The organism is Streptomyces sp. So13.3 (assembly GCF_005860785.2).
Lineage (GTDB): Bacteria > Actinomycetota > Actinomycetes > Streptomycetales > Streptomycetaceae > Actinacidiphila > Actinacidiphila fildesensis.
The window spans coordinates 6,413,537-6,434,644 of sequence record NZ_CP048835.1 but is presented as its reverse complement, the minus strand read 5'-3'; the positions used below and the strand labels follow the sequence as shown (position 1 = coordinate 6,434,644).

At 62.1% G+C, this 21,108-nt stretch carries 21 protein-coding genes; 9 read left to right on the top strand and 12 right to left on the bottom strand.

All coding sequences use genetic code 11. The annotated features are described in order from the left end of the window. Positions 1 to 124 precede the first annotated feature (124 nt). The 6 genes from C8250_RS28920 to C8250_RS28895 all read right to left on the bottom strand — a co-directional run bounded on the left by C8250_RS28920 (position 125) and on the right by C8250_RS28895 (position 4,113). Positions 125 to 985, bottom strand: coding sequence for an aminoglycoside phosphotransferase (locus C8250_RS28920; RefSeq protein WP_244809430.1), 861 nt, complete (start codon positions 983 to 985; stop codon positions 125 to 127). Further along, on the bottom strand, positions 982 to 1,791 hold the full coding sequence (locus tag C8250_RS28915) for an aldo/keto reductase (protein ID WP_138355928.1): 810 nt from the start codon (positions 1,789 to 1,791) through the stop codon (positions 982 to 984). Before C8250_RS28915 ends, C8250_RS28920 begins: the two co-directional genes overlap by 4 nt. Then, entirely contained in the window at positions 1,701 to 2,915 is a 1,215-nt protein-coding gene (locus tag C8250_RS28910) for a cupin domain-containing protein (protein ID WP_138355929.1), read from the bottom strand. Before C8250_RS28910 ends, C8250_RS28915 begins: the two co-directional genes overlap by 91 nt. Positions 2,916 to 2,924: 9 nt before the next feature. Beyond that, positions 2,925 to 3,092, bottom strand: coding sequence for a hypothetical protein (locus C8250_RS28905; RefSeq protein ID WP_187145023.1), 168 nt, complete (start codon positions 3,090 to 3,092; stop codon positions 2,925 to 2,927). 209 nt (positions 3,093 to 3,301) lie between these two features. Next, positions 3,302 to 3,445 carry a hypothetical protein gene (locus tag C8250_RS43745; RefSeq protein WP_244809427.1) on the bottom strand — a complete coding sequence of 48 codons (144 nt, stop codon included), beginning with the start codon at positions 3,443 to 3,445 and terminating at the stop codon, positions 3,302 to 3,304. A 176-nt stretch (positions 3,446 to 3,621) separates the two neighbouring features. Beyond that, complete coding sequence (locus tag C8250_RS28895; RefSeq protein WP_138355931.1) at positions 3,622 to 4,113, bottom strand: ATP-binding protein; 492 nt, start codon at positions 4,111 to 4,113, stop codon at positions 3,622 to 3,624. Between the two features lie 260 nt (positions 4,114 to 4,373). Between C8250_RS28895 and C8250_RS28890 the strand changes: the two genes are divergently transcribed. Next, positions 4,374 to 5,717, top strand: coding sequence for a transcriptional regulator (locus C8250_RS28890; protein WP_138355932.1), 1,344 nt, complete (start codon positions 4,374 to 4,376; stop codon positions 5,715 to 5,717). Positions 5,718 to 6,469: 752 nt separating this feature from the next. On the opposite strand, the gene C8250_RS28885 is transcribed toward C8250_RS28890, so the two are convergent. From C8250_RS28885 to C8250_RS28865, 4 genes are all read right to left on the bottom strand, one after another. Next, positions 6,470 to 6,808, bottom strand: coding sequence for a hypothetical protein (locus C8250_RS28885; protein ID WP_138355933.1), 339 nt, complete (start codon positions 6,806 to 6,808; stop codon positions 6,470 to 6,472). A 248-nt stretch (positions 6,809 to 7,056) separates the two neighbouring features. Beyond that, positions 7,057 to 7,671, bottom strand: a complete 615-nt coding sequence (locus C8250_RS28880; RefSeq protein ID WP_138355934.1) for a hypothetical protein — start codon at positions 7,669 to 7,671, stop codon at positions 7,057 to 7,059. A 499-nt stretch (positions 7,672 to 8,170) separates the two neighbouring features. Beyond that, a complete protein-coding gene (locus C8250_RS28875) occupies positions 8,171 to 8,509 on the bottom strand; it encodes an Lsr2 family protein (protein WP_138355935.1) in 339 nt (112 codons plus the stop codon). 445 nt (positions 8,510 to 8,954) lie between these two features. After that, positions 8,955 to 10,574: a hypothetical protein gene (locus tag C8250_RS28865; protein ID WP_138355936.1), complete on the bottom strand. Its 1,620-nt coding sequence runs from the start codon at positions 10,572 to 10,574 to the stop codon at positions 8,955 to 8,957. Between the two features lie 554 nt (positions 10,575 to 11,128). Between C8250_RS28865 and C8250_RS28860 the strand changes: the two genes are divergently transcribed. Together C8250_RS28860 and C8250_RS28855 are read left to right on the top strand one after the other, a co-directional pair. After that, positions 11,129 to 11,494 (top strand): hypothetical protein, encoded by a 366-nt coding sequence (locus C8250_RS28860; protein WP_138355937.1) that lies wholly within the window; start codon positions 11,129 to 11,131, stop codon positions 11,492 to 11,494. Between the two features lie 2 nt (positions 11,495 to 11,496). After that, complete coding sequence (locus C8250_RS28855) at positions 11,497 to 12,105, top strand: hypothetical protein (protein ID WP_138355938.1); 609 nt, start codon at positions 11,497 to 11,499, stop codon at positions 12,103 to 12,105. Between the two features lie 195 nt (positions 12,106 to 12,300). On the opposite strand, the gene C8250_RS28850 is transcribed toward C8250_RS28855, so the two are convergent. Then, positions 12,301 to 13,485 (bottom strand): hypothetical protein, encoded by a 1,185-nt coding sequence (locus tag C8250_RS28850; RefSeq protein WP_138355939.1) that lies wholly within the window; start codon positions 13,483 to 13,485, stop codon positions 12,301 to 12,303. Between the two features lie 48 nt (positions 13,486 to 13,533). After that, complete coding sequence (locus tag C8250_RS28845) at positions 13,534 to 14,478, bottom strand: site-specific DNA-methyltransferase (RefSeq protein ID WP_244809425.1); 945 nt, start codon at positions 14,476 to 14,478, stop codon at positions 13,534 to 13,536. A gap of 717 nt (positions 14,479 to 15,195) precedes the next feature. Between C8250_RS28845 and C8250_RS28840 the strand changes: the two genes are divergently transcribed. The 6 genes from C8250_RS28840 to C8250_RS28815 all read left to right on the top strand — a co-directional run bounded on the left by C8250_RS28840 (position 15,196) and on the right by C8250_RS28815 (position 20,929). Beyond that, complete coding sequence (locus C8250_RS28840) at positions 15,196 to 17,481, top strand: type IV secretion system DNA-binding domain-containing protein (RefSeq protein WP_138355941.1); 2,286 nt, start codon at positions 15,196 to 15,198, stop codon at positions 17,479 to 17,481. A 78-nt stretch (positions 17,482 to 17,559) separates the two neighbouring features. Next, positions 17,560 to 18,453 carry a replication-relaxation family protein gene (locus C8250_RS28835; RefSeq protein ID WP_138355942.1) on the top strand — a complete coding sequence of 298 codons (894 nt, stop codon included), beginning with the start codon at positions 17,560 to 17,562 and terminating at the stop codon, positions 18,451 to 18,453. 47 nt (positions 18,454 to 18,500) lie between these two features. Then, positions 18,501 to 18,821, top strand: coding sequence for a hypothetical protein (locus tag C8250_RS28830; RefSeq protein ID WP_138355943.1), 321 nt, complete (start codon positions 18,501 to 18,503; stop codon positions 18,819 to 18,821). 133 nt (positions 18,822 to 18,954) lie between these two features. After that, positions 18,955 to 19,545: a hypothetical protein gene (locus C8250_RS28825; RefSeq protein WP_138355944.1), complete on the top strand. Its 591-nt coding sequence runs from the start codon at positions 18,955 to 18,957 to the stop codon at positions 19,543 to 19,545. A 64-nt stretch (positions 19,546 to 19,609) separates the two neighbouring features. Then, on the top strand, positions 19,610 to 19,831 hold the full coding sequence (locus C8250_RS28820) for a hypothetical protein (RefSeq protein WP_138355945.1): 222 nt from the start codon (positions 19,610 to 19,612) through the stop codon (positions 19,829 to 19,831). Positions 19,832 to 19,945: 114 nt separating this feature from the next. Next, on the top strand, positions 19,946 to 20,929 hold the full coding sequence (locus tag C8250_RS28815; protein WP_187145020.1) for a DUF932 domain-containing protein: 984 nt from the start codon (positions 19,946 to 19,948) through the stop codon (positions 20,927 to 20,929). Positions 20,930 to 21,108 lie beyond the last annotated feature (179 nt).

Genomic DNA, 21,108 nt, shown 5'->3' with positions numbered 1-21,108 from the left:
TCGCAGTCCCGACCGCTCCACGGTCGGGACTGCGGTACACGCTGGTTCAAGATCGGCCCGCGTTACTTCACTGAACCCGCTTAGCAGGGCTCGCCCAAGCGCTCTGAGATGTTGGGTGAATGCTTCAGCGAAGCTCGGTGAGCAGCGACTCCGCGACGGCGGCCATCGTCTTCGTCTGGGGGGCCGGCTTGCCTGTCCGCCGAAAGGCTCTTGCGGTGTTGGCGCACAGGAGCAGGCGGGACAAGCGGCCGGTACGCGTGGCCAGAACGTCCTCGAAGAGAATGAGGATCCGCTCCGCGAGCGCGGGTATGGCCAGGGAGGCGGACCAGAGGCAAGCGGCGTCCCAGCCGACCGGGCCCATGCCCCAGCTTTCCCAGTCGATGATCGTCAGCCGCGGCCCGCACAGGTTGGCGTAGCCCAGGTCGCCGTGTGCGCAGGCCCAGTCGGTGATGGTGGTGTCGACCTGGTCGCCGTAGATCTCGTGAATCCTGGCACTGAGGTGAGTTTGGCCCATGGCCACGCGATCGGTCGAGTGGCCGGCCAAGTTGAACAGCGCGGAATGCAGGTCAGCCCACCACTGCTCCGACAGATGCGGGTCGGCGGCGATGTCCCCGGTCGAGGAGAGGGCGGGATCGCTGGTCAAGGTCATTTCATCAGCACGCCATACGATGCCTCGTGACGCATCTGACCAGACGGCCGCAGCGGACCATTGGGGGCGTGGTACTCCCTCGATGGCTGCTGCCGCCTCGAAGCCGGTCCAGGCTTGGGTGTTGATCTTCTCGGTCCTCCGCCAGGCGAGGCGGATCCAGGTGTCCGCGTCGGTGGGAAACCCGGCGGTGCCGTTCCACTGGCTGTAGTGGCCATCCTGGCGCTTGAGCTGGCGTCCCAGCCGCTGCTCGACGCGTTCCAGGACGTCGTCGAGCGGCACGGTGGAGAGATCATCCAGATCGAGCGGCACTGGCGGTCCTTTCTGGCTGTAACTCATCCGTTCACCGTAGCCCTGCGGCGTAGCAACATCCGGTACTGCTTTACCGTCTCGGCGTTGACGTCAAGAGAACTGGCCTGCACCGACTCGGCGAGGTGATCGATTCGTGAAGTGCCGACGGCCAGCCGGACCGCCCCCGGGATCGCGAACGCTGCCGCGATACCGACCTGGAGCGCAGAGGCTGGCTGCCCGGGCTCAAGGAAGTGGGACGTGTCGATCTGGGTCCAGATCGGATCGGCCGCGTTGCCGGCGAACGGTGACATGCCCCAGACCTGTCGGGCGCCCAGCCGTTCGGTCAGTTGCTCGCCGGCGTCGAGCACCGTGGCAGGAACGCTCAGGCCGGCGCGAACCATGATGACGTCCGGACTGGGGACCTCCCAGGCGGAGTCGAGCAGCGGCTTCGGGTTCCATGTGGAGATACCCCACGTCCGGCATAAGCCAGCCTCTCGCGCCCTGGCAAGCGCACAGCAGGCGGCTTCGAACCCCGCGGCCGAACACTCAGGATTGTGGAGCAGGACCGTGTCGGCAGTCCGTCCGAGGGCGGCTGCCGACTGCTCGATCGCCATCTGTAGTCGCCTGACACCGAGGTCGTGGCCTTCGGGGAAGTAGCCGACCTTCGTGGCGATCGAGAACGCCGGGAGCAGGTCGGCGGCGACGGTCGCCAGAGCCTGATGTGAGCCGAAGTGCTGATAGTTGAAGGCCGTGTCCAGATCCGTCACGCCCAGTTCGAGGGCTCCTTCGAGAAGATCACGGGTGTGACGAGTCCGGTATAGCCCGAGAGCGATTCGGCGGTCAGTGGTGCGCACAGCCCCTCCTTGATCAGAATCTCGGCCAACGTCGTGAGGTTCGTGGCGTCCCCCGCCAGCTCGACCGGATGGCCGGACAGCAAGGCGCGGAGGGCAGGCTCGGCCCGGCCGTGGAAGCTCAGGTGCTTACCTCCGCCGATCACCTGGACGATGTCGTCCTCACGGGTGATCACCGGTTCGAATTCGGTGACGGCCACGACGTACTCCAGCGGGCCAAACGCCGCGATGTGGGGCATGTGCCTGGCGGGCGGCGTGTTTGCCCTCAGTTCCTTCAGGTAGCGCTGCGGCTCGTACTCGCGAGCGAGTGCGGCCAGCTTCGCGGTGAGCCGCTCGTGTTGGCCCACGTCCTCACTGCTCTCCAGGTCGGTCCGGAACAGCTCGTCCGCGCGGGTTGCGTCGGACAAGAAGTTGGACCAGGTGACGCCCGTGCGCTTGGTGAGGCCGAAGGTGACGTGCAGCGAGTGGCCTTCGCTACCGGTGCCGAGTCGAGTCGCCGTATGCCAGTAGCCCCGGGGTATGTGCATGACGTCACCGGCGGTCATGGTGCCCGCCCATAGGACTTCGTCTGGCTGGGTGAGGTTGCGCTCGGCGTCTCGGTACATGGGTACGGGTCGCGACGGCCCGCGGACTTCCCAGGACTTTTCGCCGGACAGCTGGACGGCGATGACGTCGTGGTCATCCCAATGCAGGTGGAAGCCGTCCGTTTCACCCACGGCCAGGTAGGCGTTGGCGGAGGCCAGTTCGCCCGACCACCAGCCCAGTGCCCGGCAGGCGATTTCCAACGTCGGATCGAAGAAATCGACGTGGTCGAGGACGACGGTGCCGCCGCCATTGAGAATGCGGCCGAGGGCCGCCATATCCGCCTGGTTCACCGCCTGCCTGCGCCGATTGACAGCGGTGGACAGAAAGGTGGAGGGATGGACCTCGTCACCCTTGGCGTAGCAACGCAGCTGGGGGTTAGCCAGGTGCCGGCGTTGAATGGTCTCCAGCAACCGGTAGGGCGTCATCAGCCGGGTGATCACGTTCAAGTCCGCGAGCTGCCCGCGAGCGAACACGGTGCCCACGGGCCCCGGCCCGTCCCAGCCGAGCGCCTTCTCGATTCCTGTGACGAGCCGGTGCTCCATGGGTTTCTCCTACTCCTTGGGAAGGTTCAGGTCGCGGTTGTCCCCGTCATCACCAGCACTGTTCTGCGAGCTGGTGATATCGGAGCGCTCTGCCTCGCTCCGGTCGTGAGCCATCGCCAGCTGATCGACCGCGATCAGCAGGCCGACGTCGGTGTCGGCACCTTCTTCGCTCTTCATTCGGTTCTCCTTCCATCGGGCCTCTCGAATAGTGAGAGGCCGTGGCGATGTGCGGATCTGCCAGAGGGCGTCTCCGCTGTGAGGTGGTGCAATCCGGCGTGGATCACGCCGGGACCGCCCGTGGGTCATGACAAGGTCGTGCAACCGCGGGGCGGAGATCGGGGTGGCTGTCGCAGCCTCGCCAGGGGTGCTCGCGAACGGAAACTGCCCTATGTGGCCCGGCCGGTCATGGCGCCCTGGTCCTTGCGCATGTTGACGAACAAGACGCGCTGGTCCAGCTCGTAGAGGCAGGCCCGGCAGGAGAACAGAGCGGCGTGCATGCCACTGGACTGGACGGGCCCAATCCATGTCACTTCGACGTCCTCACGCCCGCACCACAACCAGCACTCGCCCCTGCTTCGCCATTCGTGGCGGTCCCAGAGGGTGTGAGCCCTTGGCTGACCCGATACCGGATCGACGTCACGGCGCGACGGCCGGTACACGACATCAGGGTCAGGCAGAGCAGACGGGCGCAGACCCTGCGGCCACATCAGGCAACCGCCAAGACGAACGGATGGGGCGTGGGTCTGGTGAGGACATTTGGCTGGGCGCTGAAGAACCGGCGCAGGACTGCCGCGCGGATGGCTGGCGCTGGTCTAGGAAGCGTCATCTCCGCCCAGACGTGTTTGCCGCGTTGGGCAGGCTCCCAGCCAGATCGGGCCGCGAGCGAGGCCACCAGCGCCATGCCGCGACCGCTCTCGTCCTCATCCTCTGCGGCTTTCAGGAGTGGGGCCGCGGGGCTGTCGTCGAGAACATCGATGATCAAGCGTCCAGGCTGGTGATACAAACCAACCGCGATCCGTCCTCCCCCGTGGAGAACCGCATTGGTAATGAGCTCGGAGGCCACGATGCCGATGGCGTCCGCCGTTTGCTCATCCAGCGGTACACCCCAGGCGCGAACCTGCTCCACGACCGCACGCCGAGCAGGTGAGACCGCTCCTGTGGTGCCCGCGAGGACGATGCGAGTGACGAGGGTAGGCATGGCAGACGCCTCCGGGAAGGTAGAGCGGCACCGACCCTGACGGGGGACACAGAGTCGGAGCCGCCGATCTGGACGGCCATCCGGGGCGCACGCTCTTGTCGTGCCACATCCTGGAGCCCCTGGACGGCTGAGCCTTTAGTCAAGGGCCAGCCGGCGGGCCCAGGGAACGTTTCTGGGGGGTTTCTCGTAGCAGGCAACCTCCCCTCGCTCGCACACAGCGAGTAGCCTCCGGACTACCGTGCGAGAGACGAGGTAGCGACGTGCTTGATGATCCGTTAGCAGTGCATCCGCTGGCCTTCGTCCGACAGTCCCGCGGATGGGGTAAGGCTGAGTTCGCTCGGCTCATGCAGGCCCGCGGGAAGCTCCTCGGCATCCCCCTGGCGACCAATCGCACGACCGTGTGGAAGTGGGAACAGGGGCAGGAGCCGGATGGCGACGCCCAGCTCGTCCTGGCTGACCTGCTGCAAGTCCCCTACGCCCAGGCCCGTTCGGAGGGATGGCCCCGTTGGCTCCCCGTATGGGAAGTCACTGGACTGACAGCTCCTTGGACCGAGGCCGGTACCGTAGAGGCGTTGGCAGATCTGGTCGGGAGTGGTCGCATGGATCGTCGAGGATTTCTCACCATCACAGGCGTGGCCCTCGCGGGCTTGGCTGCGAGCTGGGCCGAGGCGCCATCCGCGTTCGCCTCAGCACTCGACGGCGATCGCGTGACCGACGGCATGGTTACGACAATTGAGCAGCGCGTCAGCACGCTGCGCACGCTCGATGACCAACTCGGCGGGGCCCGGCTCCTGGAGCAGGCGCGTGGCGATCTCGCCCTCATCTCCGGCCTGCTGAGCACCGGCCGGTATACCGAGCAGGTCGGCAGCCGTCTGTACGGGCTGGCAGCACGAGTGTCCTACCTGACCGGTTGGATGGCGTACGACGCCGGCCTGCGATCTGCCGGACAGCAGTACTACGTCGGAGCACTCCGCAGCGCCCGAACCGCCGGCGACGACGCCTTCGGGGCCTTCGTCCTGGCGGAGATGGGCATCCACGTCTCCGAAGCCGGACGAACTGCGGAGCGCGTGGAACTCATCTCCACTGCCATCGACAACGCCCCTCGCACGCTGACGCCCTACACGCAGTCCTACCTCTACTTGCACAGGGCAGAGGCACTGTCACGGGACGGCGCCCACCAGGAGGCCGGCACCGCCTTGAATCGGGCGATGACCTTGTGGGATCGCCGTACGGACGAGGAGACCCCGGACTGGCTCGACTGGTACGGGGAGGCGCAGCTGAAATCCACCGAAGGCAAGGTACTGCTGCGTGCAGGGCAAGTTGAGCGCGCCACCAGCGCCTTGGAGCTCTCGGTCAAGCAGGCGGTACCCCGAGACAAGGCCGTCCGAGCAAGCCGGTTGGCCGAAGCCCGGCTGGCCGGCAACGACCTGGACGGAGCGCTCGATGCCGCCAACGCTGGAGCCGAACTCCTGGAGAACCAGGTCAGCTCGATGCGCGCATTGGTCCGGCTGAGGGAGTTCTCTAACGAGCTCGGCCCGCACCAGGCCCTCCCAGCCGTCTGCGAGTTCCGTGATCGCCTCGAAGCTCTTGACGTAGCAGCCTGAGACTTTCGCGCGATCTTGTCCACAGGCTGTGGATACTGCTGTCTACCCACTGCCCTAGCAACACCATCATGACAAGAAAGCCCGTCATCGCCGCTCGGCGGTGACGGGCTTTCTTGTCAACTTCGCAGGCGGCGGAGATGACGGCCGTTCGAGCCGGTGCAGGCGTACGTGTCGTAGCCAAGAGCACAATCTGACCCATACGGAGACTATCAATCGGGAAGTCAATATCGCGATACCGAGCATTGACTCGGTGGCACGTTAATGAGACGATGCGCTCAATTCTTAGTCGATTCAATAAAGGGGGCATTCCCGTTTCCTGAATCGGCCGAGAATTGCACCTAACGCCCCTCATGTCGGGAGTACCCGATGGACCTTTTCCGGCTCCTTAAACGCATTCTCACCCCAAGGGCCCGCGCGCCGAAGTACCACGATAAGACCAAAGATGCCAACCTCGGAAGATCGCCCCGAAATGCGCCCCCAAATATGGCTCCCTGCCAGCATAAATGGACGGACTGGAGGCGCGAAGCTGACCCCATCAGTGAGCTCACTGGCATGGCATCCGTGGACTATCATCCCGAGGTCAAGCGCTTCCTCTGGTGGCGGAATTGCATCATCTGCAACAAGCCGTACAATTTGCTTGGCTGGGAAGATCGCCCCACTGCGGGGAGCTAATTCTTGCCTCGACCAAAACCACACCCGGAGGAACCGCAAAGCTCTTCCGGGGCTTTTTGTCTAGATTACGGGATCCACCGTCAGGCAGGGTCGAGGTGGGGCTCCTCGCCCACCGATGCTTCTAGTTTAATCTCGGCAGCCCTAAATCCATCATAGACGCGAACAATGGCGCGCACCTGGTTAGAATCTATCCCCAGTTGACGATATTCGACGCCGTTTCTATCTCGTGCCCAACAGTTGATGCTTCCCGAAGGCCATTTCAACGTTACCAGTTGGCTGCTTTTGGCCTCAAACATGGTAGGAGCAAAGGTCGCGGCTACTACATTGGGGGCAAGGTGATGGTTGTAATCACCGTGAGCGTCTGCCGGCGGCGTGGGTTCGAGCACGCCAAGGTAGACCTTGTGCACCTCTGCGGCCATCCTCCCTCTGTTTGTTATACGGACGTAGACCGTCCGAGCATCACGAGATGCTCGGACTTGAAGATCAGGCTCCGCCTTTTTGTCAGCATTACGCATGGCAAGCAACGTAAGCAGGCCCGTCACGAGGGCTACTACAACGGCCGCGATAACGGCTATGTCGGCTGCTGCGGCGAGCCAACCAGGCGGAACGTCCTCAATTCGAACAGGAAACCCCGCCGCCTGGTGCCAGTAGGGCCCAGAGCTCGGTATCACTGGTCTCGCCCCAGAACACATTCACAAACGGCGCGAGTGTGAATGTCGGTCTCGGAGCAGTCGCTCACTTGGCAGATCTTGCCCGGTGGACATACTTGGTTGACGCACGTGATGAGACCATACTTATTTTGGCAGCGCTCCGGGTATTGAATATTCGGTCCCGTTGCCAGAAAACAGCCCTCCTCGTACGGCGAGAGGATCAGATCCACACTTACTACCAGAGCTACCTGAAATTCCTTAACCACCGGACCCGGCGCATATGCCATGAGGCGAAGCTGCGAGGTGTCAACCTCATTGGGGTAGTCCACGACGGCTGGGCCATCCGCCTCGACATTTTGGATTTCTCGCCAGTGTTGCGGCTGAGCTCCTGCGGGAGCCGACTGTAGCTTAACGTCGAAGAAGGAGGCCGCATCGTGGACAGTGAGGCCCGCGCAGGAGAGATAGTTTTCATCCCCGCGCGCATAGCCAGCTGCCGGCTCGCGAGATTCATCGCGCTTGAACTGGCAGTTAAGGAGGCTCATCAAGGTCCACATATCGAGAAAGCCTCGGCTGCCGACGATGTGTAGCGGGTTGTTTGTATCAAGCAGATTTTGTTCGCCAATGATGTTCACTATGCCGCCTCCCATGCGCCGGAATTTTCAGCATCCCCCTGCCCGGGGTCGAGTGCGCGGCACGTGATCCAATCGGGTGAACCCAAAACCCGATCCCATCCCGGGTGCCGTTTGAAGCAGCCGGACAGACAGCGTCTCCCAGTCACAAACTTCGCAGTACGCCAGGCCCTCCCCCTCGAAGTCGTTGCGCTTGATGGCCTGCTCCCAGTACGGGACGCCAGGATGTCGCCGATGCCCGCCGTCTCGAAGTTCACGTCTCCGGCCGAAGCACGATCCGCCCAGGGCAGGTGGCGGTGCTCGTGAAGGAGATAGCGGGGCCAGCAGGGGGGCATGGGCAGTGAGCTGGGTGACTGCATTAATTCCGGGTACCACCACTTGACACCAGGGGGATCGCCTGCGTGACGGCATGATTTGCCCTGAACAAAACTGGCACTACAACGGACAAAGCCCCCAGCCGCGACCGCAAGGCGGTGCTGGGGGCTTTACGCCTGCCGCCGCGTTAGTTCGCGGCCTGGTACTTCTCCAGCACATCGCCGGGGATACGGCCGCGGGCATTGATCTCGATGCCTTGCGCCTGAGCCCACTCGCGGACCTTCGCAGCGTCCGGACCATGGCCGTCAGCCTGAGCGCGTTTGCTACCGCCGCGCCGGGACGAGCCACCGATCTTGCGACCCGCGCGAACGAACGGCCCCAGAGCATCGAGCAGCTGCTGGTAGCTGTCCTCGCCGAGGTCGATTTCGTAGGTGACCCCGTCCACGCTGAAGGTGTGGGTCGCGATGTCTTCACCTTCGTTGCCGGTGATGTCATCTGTGTAGAGCGTGACTACGCGCTGAGCCATTGTAAGAATCCCCTTCCTGGGAGCAAAGGGAGGCTAACATCAAATTTTGATGACAGCCAATTGGAACAGATCTCACCTAAGAAATATGACCGACTCCCGAGAAGGCCCGGCCATGCGGGCCTCCTGACCCTGGATCGTGGAAGCGATCCTATATCTGGCCAGGACCGGCTGCCAGTGGCGGTTGCTGCCCAAGGTCTTTGCACCCTGGCCCGTGGCGGTGTACCGAATTCGCCTGGTGACACAACGACGGCATCGTGTAGAGGAACCGCGACGCGCTGCGGACCAAGGTCCGCGAGGCTGACCGCAGTCCTGCCGGCCTGTCGGCAGGACTGATCGACTCCCAGTCCGTGCGGGCCCTGGGGATTGCCCCGGACGGCCTGACCTGAGTAGCCCCGTTCGCAGCATGCCCCGGAGACGACGTGACGCCGGGGCATGCTGCCGAATTTCAAGATTCGTTGGCTGGAGGGGCCTGAGACGCTACTCCCCATTCCTCCAAACCGGTCAAAAGCAGGAGCGCAGACTCGAAGAACGTGCGGATTGCCGCAGGACCTCGGAGTTCACCGAAAATCTTGGTCAACGTCTTCTCGTAATCCGAGCCCTTGCGATGAGCGGTGAACTTCGATCGAGCTTCTTGCAGGCTTCGGAGGAACTTGATATCCCGGTCGGCATGAGGATAGCCCTCTTGCTCAAACCAACGCTTAAGTTTGGAGATGCCGGCTTCACCGCTTTGCGGGTCAGACGTATGAGCCAGGATGTCTTTCTCGTTAATCGCGTCGACGCAAAGCTGTGTCATGATGCGGATACTGGCCTCAAATTCCGCTTGAGAGTCATCAAGAGGCAGCCGCAGCCGCTGGAGCAGGCCAGCGTCCGCATCCTGCGGAGCCCTGAACAAGTCCCAGCCGAACCTACTGGCCCACGCTCCCCGCAGGGCCACGTAGGAACTCCGGAATCGGAGGTCGGTGGCTTCGGGATCGACGAATTGTCCAAGGAAAGCTCGCCGAATGAGCGTTTCACTGACCGGAGCATCCGGCGGCACGTTGAAGCTGCGCCAGTAGTCACGCTCTCGCTTGGGGAGATCACGCCCCAGATCTCCGAGGAAGACCACGACCGTCTTCGCGGCGCAATTATCCAGCCGAAGGCTCCAAAGGCCTGCACAGCTAAGGTGTCCGTCGTCCACGCTGTAGAGCTCGGGCTTGTCGTAGTACTTCTTTAGCACCTCGCGACGAAAGTGAACCGGCGTCAGATAGTTCGGCGCATCTGGGTTTGCGCCGAAGTAGTTTGCCAAGGCATCCGGGTTGCAGGTAAAGCGAATCTCATCCCCATCCGGGTCCGTGCCAATGAGAAAGTCCGGGTAATAGTCATCCGGCTCCTCGTAGGGCCAGATGCCCGACTTTTCAATGGGCGGAGGCGGCAGAACTCGCGTTCCGAGGTAACGAGTGAACGGGGACTCGCCGCGGTTGTCCCTACTCGGGACACGGTGAGCCATCAGCAGATCGGTGGACCAATCCTCGCGCGGAGGCGGTTCTTCGCCCGCCGCACCGAAGCGGACGGAATCCACGAACAGTAGTAGATCGAGCTGCTGAGCGGCTTGGTACTGCCGCAGCAGCTTCGTCTGCACTTCTACCTTTCGACGGTCAAACTTCACGGCTACGGCGGAGGTACCGTCGTCGTGAGGCTTCATGTACTGGGAGGTCAATTTATCGAAGTACAGGTTATGGAAAAGTCGAAATTGCTCCACCAGCTCCAGCTCCGACGGGATGACTCCTCCATACTCACGCAGGAGAACCAGCGGCTCGACAAGCTCGCTCGAACGAGCGCCCGGCAGGTAGGTCACTACCGTTTGGCCGTCTTCGTAGTGCTGCGAAAACCCAGGCCGGAAGTCGCCAGCCATGATGTCCCAACCGGGATCGCGCACAGCTGCCTCGCGGTGCGACAGGGGTGCGAGCGCACAGTAGATGCCGCCGTTCGCAACACCCGACTCATGCCAGCTATCGTAAATTGTGGTCCATATCCCGGTGCCGGCGTTCTCGAACATCTGACGAACATCTGTTTGCTCTAGGTCCATTTCCCCATAATACTCGCCCGGCTGTATTTACAACAGCGTCGATGATCCGCTGCGGCGCCTCTATTTGGCGTGTAACGGCATGGGCATTCCTCTCGTACTAAACCTTGCATTATGCTAGTCGTTCAGGCAGAATAATGGCCTGAGCCGACGGAACACGCAATTCCGTATTCCGTCGGACCGAACCACTTTCTTGAAAGAAGAGTGACAGCTATGCGACGGCGGCATCGTTTCTTCTTCTATTATGACGACGACCATCACACCCTCATCTGGCCGCCCATTCGGCCACGGTGGGCGTTCTACCTCGTGATTGCCCAACCAGTCGGGTGGGCAATGTTTATCCTGCTCCGGATTTCGGGCATTGTGGGCTGACAGTCCCACCATCTGGTTCCAAGGGCTTCTCTTGGAATCCCACCTCAGATAGCAACTACTGCGTTGTGTCTGAGGTTTTTATGTACTTGGCTTGCGTCTATGTGAGTGAAGATGCCAATGGCAGGTTTGAGGCAGCTACTACAAGGGAATCCCAGCATATCTCCATCGGTGCCACTGGAGGAAACGTGACGAACGTCTTCGAGCGTGACGAGTTCATCTCCCAATGTGTGGATTACGGCCTGAAGTCCATTGGTCAGGGCGGCCACCCCCTATCTTCAGAAATCAAGGAGTTCATCCTTCGGGAAGTCGTGGTCTCGTCCGAAACCTGGCAAGCTGTCCTGGGCGAGAATTCCGGCGGCGTGGATGTGACGCAACTTAGAGAAATCTTCGAGCTGCCCATCAAGGAAACATTCCAATTCTTCCCCTTGGACTACCTGACTGCCGATGACCTGCCGATCATCCTGCGAGCCGTTCGACTAAAGTATCAGCCCATGATGGCCGCAATCTGGCCGGCCAAGGAGCTACTCGATTGCCTGCGTGATATGTTTTGACAGTGCCCGACGATGATCCCGAGGCTTCCGAACAAGTCGTCCCGAATCAAGCGAAGTCGGCCCGCCGTCACGCGCGCACACTCGGCCGGGCCATTCTAAAGGTGATCCTGGCCCTGGCCGTTATTCGTCGAATGAGCGGGGCCAGGACACGAGTGCCGACTACGAATAGGGAAGAAAATCACCGCGCGGCCATTGTCGCGGTTGGTAACTACGGCCTTGCTACCACGGCAGCGGTGACCGCCGTCCTTGTTTTGGCGCTCACTGTTTTTTATCCCAACACGGGGCACGCTGATACATGGCAGTTTGGCACAGGGGCTATCCTCTTGCTGCTGAGTCTGATTGCTGGCATCACCGTTCTGGGTACCCAGATTGAGATGCTGGACGCTGGCAACCTCAAGCTGGGCGACCCGACTCTCCTGACGGTAATTACGATCCATCTGGCCCTTGCCGCAGCGGGCTTGATCTTTATGAGCCTCTTCGCCAGCCATTATCTCAAGCATGACATGGAGAAGCCTGCCGATTGCTCCACCATCATCGCCACTCCAAGCACGGTCCCAGCTCACTCGACGCCTACCTCAAGCCTGTCACCGACGTGTCCTGCCAGCCCGTGATGGGTCAGCTGGCGCTCACTGGCCGCGGCGACTCGGACGGCGAGGAGCGCAGACCGAGGGTGTCGGTGACGCCGAACCGCTTGCGCCCCTTTGGTCCTCCTGCCCGCCCCAAAGCCGCTGGTGTTCAGGGAACCGACATCTGGCCCGGGCCGAGGATCGTCCTGTAGAGCGGCCCCCGGCCAAGGCAAGCTGCGGCTACGAGCCCTCTACCAGATCCAATAGAGTTGGCTGATCGATAGGTGTGCGCTTACGTCGTGGTGTCCGGGGAACTGCCGCCGGCCAGAGACGCCGTATGCGTTGGGTGGCCTTTTCGGTCACCGACTTGATGGGCTCCCCCGACTCAACCGCGAGATTGGGCGAGTGCCGGAGCGCGAGGTCAATGAGCGTCTCTACGTCGACATGGATTGATCGCCACATTTGGATGTCTCGGGGTTTGGGTCCGACCTCGTCGCCAAACTTGAAGACGAAGATCCACGTCTTGCGTACCGTCGTGCTTTGCGGAGTCGATCCCAGAGAGAAGGTGCCATCTCCGTTATCGACTGTCTGGGGGTTGCCCAGATGACGCAGCCAGCTCTGCCAGACGGGGTACGGGATGGCGAAGCCGCAACCAGAGCAGTCGTCATGCTTGGCAAGTTGAAACTTATAAGCCATTTGATAGAATGTTCGCTTGAAGACGTTGGAAAGGTTGGGTCCCTCCATCTTCTTCGAGAGCGCTGCTCGGCCGACGTCGCTGTCTAGGACGTTTTGAAAGTCATCCGGGTCAGCTTCGAACTTGTCGCGGACTTCACCCAGCGCGTGCTTGTAGGATCCGTGGAAGTCCATCGTCTGTAGCTCCAGAATTCCGACACGACCCAACTGGAAGTTCGGAGCGACATCCACGATTTCGATAAGCGTCCAGTCGAAGGAGAGCTCTGGGGTAACCGCCGTCTTGCGGATGCCCAGCTCTCCGCCGAGCTTTTCCTGGAAGTAGAGCAACACCCGTTCGCCGTTTTTTAGGGCTTCGAGCACCTGCTGTTGAGTTGCCTCGTGCGCGAGGGTTGGAGCTCCAATAAAGTGGAGAACCTCGTGGGGCTGATAGTTGAACAGCCGGCGGGCCGCGCTTCCCATAAATGCCGGGTCGAGGGCTCGATGGGGGCAGACCAGCCAGTCGTAGCGCACGCCCTCAACGGCAGTGCTAACGGTGCAGATTCCTTTAGCTGTGTCCCCCTTGGCGCAAGCCGTGTCTTCATCGAGGGCCAGCGTCAAAAACGGGCAGTGTTCAGCCTGTTGGTCCGCTAGAGCTAGCTCGGAAGACGCCACTTTTGGGTACACTTGGTGCCCAAAGTACTCGGCGATGAAATTGGTCCCGGTGTGGTTTTCCCCGTAGGTCTCATCTGACACAGTGTGGGACTATATGCCCTGCCGCCGACGCCTGTCATGGGAATTCAGCTAAAAGAGTTTGGGTGCGTCCACTGCGTCCAAGTTTCGCCGGGTAACAGCCATAAACTCATCGTTTAGCTCGAATCCCAACGCGCGGCGTCCAAGCTCTCGTGCCACCACCAGGGAACGGCCAGTACCGCAGAACGGATCCAGCACGACGCCACCTGGCGGGCAGGAGCTCTCGATACGCGGGCGGATGAGGTCGTATGGGAAGGTCGCCGAGTGCCCATCGGCCCCCGCCTTGACGTTCACGGTTACGACGTCACGCTGACCATCCTCGACGGTGTCGAGGTCGTAGTAGTACTTGGGGCGACCCTGAGTCTGTCGCTTGACGAAGTGGAAGAAGTGCTCGTGCGCGAGGCGCAGTCGGTCCTTCTCCGGACGCGGCGGAACATTGGGCTTGTTCCAAATCAAGTCATTGCGGAGAATCCACCGGTTCTCCTGCATCGCGATGGCAAAGCGGGCAGGGATGAGGAGCAACTGCTTCTCCTGCCGCCATCCCCCCATCGGGGTGCGCCGGCGCATGCGGGGGTTGTCCCCTAGCCCTTGACGGCCGTCCATGCGAATGCTGGACCAACGAGCGAAGTACGTGTCCCCGATGTTGAGCCACACGCTGCCGTTGGGCTTGAGCGCAGGGGCCAGGATCTGGAACAGCTCAGCCAGGTGAGCCACGAACCACTCCGGCAGCGGCTCCATGCCAAGGATGCCGCCCTGCTTCCGATACCAGTCGTAGGGCGGTACTTCGAGCGCGCTCTCGCCACTAGCCAGCCACTCAGCCAAAATCTCCTCGTTGTGGTCCTGTCCGTACGTGCGCAGGCCCCAGTAAGGAGGTGAGGTGATGATCAGATCAACCGAGTGCTTCGGGAGCGTGACAGCAAGATCAAATGCGTCCCCCTGCCACACGTCGGCGGCGGAGACGATGGGGTCGGGTTCTACGATGGTCTCAGCAGTCACAGAGGTACTGTACGGGGTCTTCCGGGGGCGCCCGGTTGGGGAGCGAGAGGGCATCGGTCCTACTTCCCGTGTGTCTGGTGCTGGTGGTCAGTTCCCTTGCAGCGGGCGGGACTGAGGGCAGCTCTGGCGCAGGCAGCCGGCTGTTCAGACTTCGACCTGGTCGCGGACGAGCCACCCGGTGGCCGCTTGGCGCTGGCACGGCCGAGTTCGGCCCGTATCTCCTGGTCTCTGAATTCCATGAAGCACCTCAGGGCCGGGTCAGATGAGGTTCGCCAGATTCACCATAAGCACGACATAGGTTGAAATACAAGCCGATTCAATTTGCTACGAATAGAACCGCGGGCGCCGACGGGCGTGACTGCGGCGACTATCTTGGTTAGACCCGTCACCGGATATCTACGAACTCCGGGGTGCGCGGGTCGCGCCACTCCTTCAAGCCGGGGTTCATCCCCCAACAGATAGGAGCAAGAGAAAATGCCGAAAAAACGCTTGCTATAGCCACAAACTTATTGACAATTCAATAGTTTTCGTGGTATACTGGATGTACGGGTTTGAATTTGAAACAATTTTGACCTGTCAAATTCGCAGGCCGCTCACCGCGGCTTTTTGCGACTTTGGAAGGTGGATGTTCCGAAAGTTCATCCACCTGATCGGTACCATCTCGGGTACTGTCCCTTGTTCACCGGGCTCCCAGTTGTAATTAACGGAGACCCGCCAATGAGTGAGAGTATTCAGTTCGTCGCCAGCGCCGCGCTCCTATGCGCCACGTCCGCAATTATCATTTACCTGCGCTACCGCGACCAAGTTTCCCGAGACACCAACCGGCTGACCTACTGCCTCAACTTTCCGCGTGACCTGACCATCCAGCAGGTGACGGCCTTCGTACGTGTCCTCGGACGCATGCGGTCGTCCCGTGGCTGGCTCTTTGGTCGGGACAGCGTGGTCTTCGAAGGCATAGGCCTGCCAGGCCGGATCGAGCACCGCTTGCGGTTGCCTCGGTACGAAGCCGACGTACTGCTACGGCAGCTGCGCGCCGTTGTACCAGGCCTGCGAGCCACCCTCCTTGAAGCGCCGGCCCTACCCCGGGCCACTTGGCTCCGGCGGATTGGCCTGACCACGATCCTCCGCCCGTTGCGGACGGGCGTGGCCGAGACCTTTGCCGTCGGGCTGCTCAACACGCTTCAGCCGGTGTTCCCAGACGAGACGCTGGTCTATCAGCTCGTCGTGTTTCCTGTTCGAGTCCCCACATCACGGGCGTCTGTTCGTTCTGATTCGCAGTTGCTGCCGCCCTGGCTGCATCGCCTGGTTCAGCTAGTCAGGGCTGCACCGCCGGCCATCACCGACATCCAAGACCTGGCCGCCTTCCGCGCCAAGACCGCCGAACCCTGGTTCGGTATCCACGGCGCGGTGGGAGCTGTTGCCCCTGGGCGAACTGGAGCTCACCTGCTCGTCGGCCGGGTCATGGCCAACCTTCACCTGTTAGATCAGGAGGGGGCCTCTTTGGTGCCGCGGTGGCTACCCCAGCGGGTTGCTGACTGGCTCACCCGGGGGGCCACCAGTCGGCCGCTGACGAGCCCGATCTACGGCAACGCCCTGGAGACGGCCACCATGCTGGCGTGGCCGCTGGGCGGTCCGACCGTGCCAGGCCTCGCCTTGAGTGGTAGCCGCTTGTTCCCGCCGTCCGTCGAGGTGCCCTCAACCGGTCGCCTCCTGGGCACTGCTGCCTATGACGGTTTGCAGCGTCCGGTTGCCGTACCACCAGCTGGCGCCTTGATGCACCAACTGGTCACCGGCGCCACCGGCACCGGCAAGAGCACCTTGCTACTGAACCAAATCACTCAGGACATGGAGGCGGGTCGCGCCGTGATCGTCATCGATCCAGGTGGGGACCTGGCCCGAGATGTCGTCGACCGCGTGCCGGTTCACCGCCTTCACGACCTCATCTACTTTGACGCCGCCAGCGATCATCCGGTGGGACTCAATCCTCTGGACTGCCCCCTCCAAGACGCCGAGCTCGTGGCTGACCAAGTCCTGGAGCTCCTGCACGATCAATCGGAAGGCTGGGGACCACGGCTACAAGAGATCTTGAAGAACGCCTTGGTACTCCTCGCAGCCACCCCTGGGGGGACGCTGGTGGACGTGCCGGCCGTCCTGACGAATCGCCGGTTCCGCGGCTCGCTGGTGGAGCGTCTCGATTCAGGCTTCGCGCCGACCGTGGGAGCGTTCTTTGCTCGCTTCGACCAGTGGGCTGACGGTGAACGCGAGCAGGCGGTCTCAGCTGTGCTCAACAAGGTCTCGCCCTTGACCGACCGACGTCAACTGCGCGCCATCGTCGGGCAAGCCAAGCCGAGTTGGTCGGTCCAAGACGTCATCGACGGCCGCAAGATCCTGGTCGTCGCACTCCCGTCCGGCCAAGTCGGCGCGCCAGCCGCAGACCTGCTCGGTGGCCTGATCATTCATATGGTGTGGAACGCCGCTCTGAAACGCACGGCCATTGTCCGTGAGCAACGCGAGCAGGCTGCCCTGTATATCGATGAGGTCGCCCGCTTCCTGCGCAGCGGTGCCAACCTGGCCGACATGTTGGCTCGCGCCCGCGGCCATGCCCTCGGCCTGGTCGCAGCCCTCCAACACTTGGCGCAGACTCCTACGAGCTTGCGGAAAGCCCTGCTCAGCGAGGCGCGAACGAAAGTGGCCTTCCAGGCCGGCCCCGATGATGCCGCCACACTGGCTCATACCTTCGGCACACCGGTCGAGCCGCAAGATTTGCTCAGCCTTGATGCCCATACCGCCCTGGCGAGTGTCGTCACGGGCAGCAAGGTCACTCCGGCTGTCACCATCACGACCAGTCCGCCGCCGGAGCCGACTGGGTACGGAGAGGCAGCTCGGGCTGCTTCACAAGCTACCTACGGACGCGCACCGGCCGATGTCGAGCGCGAGATCCATGACCGCCAGGCTGCCGCAGTAACTCCGCGAAGGCCACTCTGGGTGCGCCCGCGTAGCTAACTGGGACTGTCTCTAATCCTGTACCAATCTTTTTCGACCAACGTCCGATCTCTATCTGTTGATGCTGGCAAACTCTGTATGACATTTACATCCTTCCTCTTTCACTTTTCACACACCCCTAAACATCTGGAGAAATCAACTATCACTCACGCCTCGTACGACCCCAAGTATGCAATCTATCCGCCCTACCTGCGCCAAGCAGCCACCACGATAACCGTGCTCGAAGAGACGGTTCTAAGAACCCTTGCCAGCATTCGAGTGGCCACCGCTGAGCAGGTAGCACGCACCGTCTTCGGCGGAAACGAACCAGCCAAGGCGCGGCAGTTAGCCCATCGTCATCTGCGGCGTCTAACGAAGCGAGGCCTCATTCGCAGGTTACCTAACGCCGTTGCAAGCGGAAGGCCCGGTCCTCGAAGATCGATCTATGTACTCACGACTGGAGGAGCGCGCCTGGCAGCAGCCGTCCCCGAAATCGTCAAACCGCAACGCAAGACCTGGCGCCCTGGAGCATCTAAGCTCGCCCACTGGCTTGCGATTGGAGATCTCTACGTTCGCTTGGTCGAGGATGAACGCCATGGTGGCCCAAAGGTCATCGAGTTCCTAGCCGAGGCCGCAGCCAAGCGTACTTTTCTGGACTCCGCCGGCCGCCGTCGGCTGCTCCGACCCGATGCTGTAGTCCGACTCTTCTTCGGCGGCATGGAGCTGCACTGGTTCATCGAGATCGACCGCAACACCGAAGGACTTGGAGCCATTGATCAGAAGTGCCGCACCTATCGGGACTATGAACTGTCCGACTTCGAGTATGCCCGATATGGCATCAACCCAGCGGTACTGTTCATCGCGCCAGACCAACACCGAACCGACAACATCGCGCGCGTCATTGCTTCCCAACCAGCCGATACTCAGGGCCTCTACCTGGCTACGACTGAGGCTGACGCACTGAAGACCCTGCGCAACCCTGAATTCCCGTAGCTAACTCTAACGTCTACCCGTGGTCCACCCACGAGAAAGGAGGCAGCATGACCAACACCACCGTGCCTGTACCTCAAGACAAAAACTTCGACTTCGAAAAAGAACGGCAGGAGGCCCTCGACATTGCTGGATACTTCTCGGCCAAGGGCCTCATTTGCCCGCCATGCTTGCGCGAGCACATCATTCCCTACTGGCCCATTGCCAGAGCAGGAGGCAGTACCACTGAGAACATCCTGAACGAGTATGCCCGCAAACTTGATCTCGATCGCGAAAAAGAGAACTTCAGCCCGGATGTATTTCCGCACCGCCTGTATGCCGATATGCGTCTCGGCGGCGACCGCTGCCGCACCTGTTTCCGCAAGCTCTGACGCCCCGCAGGCGTCCGCCTGACCGGCCGCTTGAGCCACGGCCGGTCGGGCGGGCGCCTGCCCGAACGGCTCTGAGCACTGAGCCCCACCACTGAAATCAGTGCTTGTTCTTACCTTCGGAAGGGAGTCAGCTATGGCTGACCTCACCACCGAATTGCTGCGGACGCTTCCGCCGCAAGACCTGGCAGCGCTGCTGCCGGCCCCCGTCATGGCGGGAGACAACGCCGCCGTCATCCTGCGCGTCGTGGACACCGCCCTGGTCGAGGTCTACTTCGCGGGCCGCATCACGAGCTACGGCACAGCGGTACTGCGCATCGAGCCCATCACCGACCCGGCGCTCCGCGAGGAGACGCTGCGCAACGCCGTCGAAGCTCTGACCATCTGCCGTCGGGTTGCCCTGGAGGCGCACGCCGAGCATCGTCAGGCTCACGCCGCTCGCGTTGAAGAGATTCGCGCCTACGCCATCTCCAAGCACGAGGACGGCACCATCTGCCGCGACGGACTGGACGGCTTCCTGTCCCATTTCGGCCTTCAGCCCTACGAGACCCGTGTCCGGGTGACCTACACGATCTCCGGTAGCTACGAGGTTGAGGACAGCAGTGAGGAAGCGGCCACCGAGGACGCCGAGAAGTACCTCGTGCCGGACCTGACCGGTCTGGACAACGTGGACGACTACAGCACCAGCTTCGAGCTGACGGTCAACGTCTCCGAAACGGAGGGGTAGCCACAGAGTCAATCGGCACACCACGCGGACTGAAACCCCCGGCCGAACAGGCCGGAGAGCCGTGATGGCCGCCTACACGGTGACCGTCGCGGGATCAGAACGCCACGACGGTGAGGAGCCCTACACCTACGTCATCGCGGCCGACTGCGCGCTCGACGCTGTCATCCGAGTGCTGGCGCATCACCGCTGGCAGAACGAGGAGGACGACGTGATCCCGGTTTCCGTGTTCAGCGGCAAACCCGATCCAAACTGCGGTTACTTCTGGAACGAGCTAAGGGAGACCTGATTCGGCCGAACTTGTAGATCGCACCTTTCACAACCCACCCCCGGGGCGTCGCAGCACTTACTGCCGCGACGCCCCATTCCCATGCCCGCAACCAGCGGGCGAAAGGAGGCGGCTATGTCCGCCAACGTTGAATCGATGTTCTCGGTCAGGGAGATGCCCTGGCACCGAGAGGGACTGGTCCTGGACCAGCACCCCAAATCCTGGGACGAGGCCCGCCAACTGGCCGGCCTGACCTGGGACCCGATCACCGAAGCCGTCTACGAGCTTGTCAGTATCGACGGCCACGGCCAGCCGCTGTACCGGCCCATCGAGGGCTGGCAGCGCATCGCTCGGTCTGACACCAACGCCACGCTCTGGATTAACCGGGAGACCTACGCCGTCATCGACCACCGCGAGATGGGCGAGATCGTCGAAGCCGTCCTGGAGCAGCCGAACGTCTCGTGGGAAACCGCGGGCGTTCTGGATGAGGGTCGCTCCGTCTGGTGTTTGGCCTCGTTGGATGAACCCATCCAGCTGCCCGGCGACGACAGCGTCACGCTGCCGTACCTAGCCATCACCAACCGGCACGGCCAGCCCGGCGGCTGCACCCTCAGGGCTACCGCGGTTCGCATCGTCTGTGCCAACACCTTCCGCGCTGCCGAACTCGAAGGCGACCGCACCGGCACGACGTTCTCCTTCATCCACAAGCCCGGCTGGCGCAACCGCGTCGCCCAGGCCCGCGAGGCCGTCACTGGCGCTCGCCAGGAGATGCGCGCCTACGAGGCGCTGGCCATCGAACTGCTCGGCATACCGGTCTCGACTCGACAGCGCGAGCTGTTCATTGGGGAGTTCATCCCCATGCCGCCGGCTGGTCTGGTGACCGACCGCGTCGCCAGAAACGTGGAGGAGGCCCGAGACGCCGTCCGCTTCATCCTGGCCTCACCGACCACCGCGCCCATCGCCCACACCGCCTACGGGCTCGTACAGGCCGCAGGCGAGTACCTGGACCACGTCCGCCGGTCTCGCACCTGGGAGACCAAGCTCAACCGCACCCTCATCCGGCCTGAGCCGCTGAAAGCTCAGGCGCTGAAGCTGGCGCGGGAGGCGGTAGCGGCCTGACCACACACCGACAGGGGTGCACGGCTCACGCTGTGCACCCTTTTAACTTTTAATCATGGAGGAAGAACCATTACTTTTGAAGAGGAAGACATCAAGAAATATCAGGAGCTCTGCAAAAACTACTTCAACGAGGAGGTGAGCGACGAAGCAGCCGTCGAGGAGATCAACAATCTCATGTT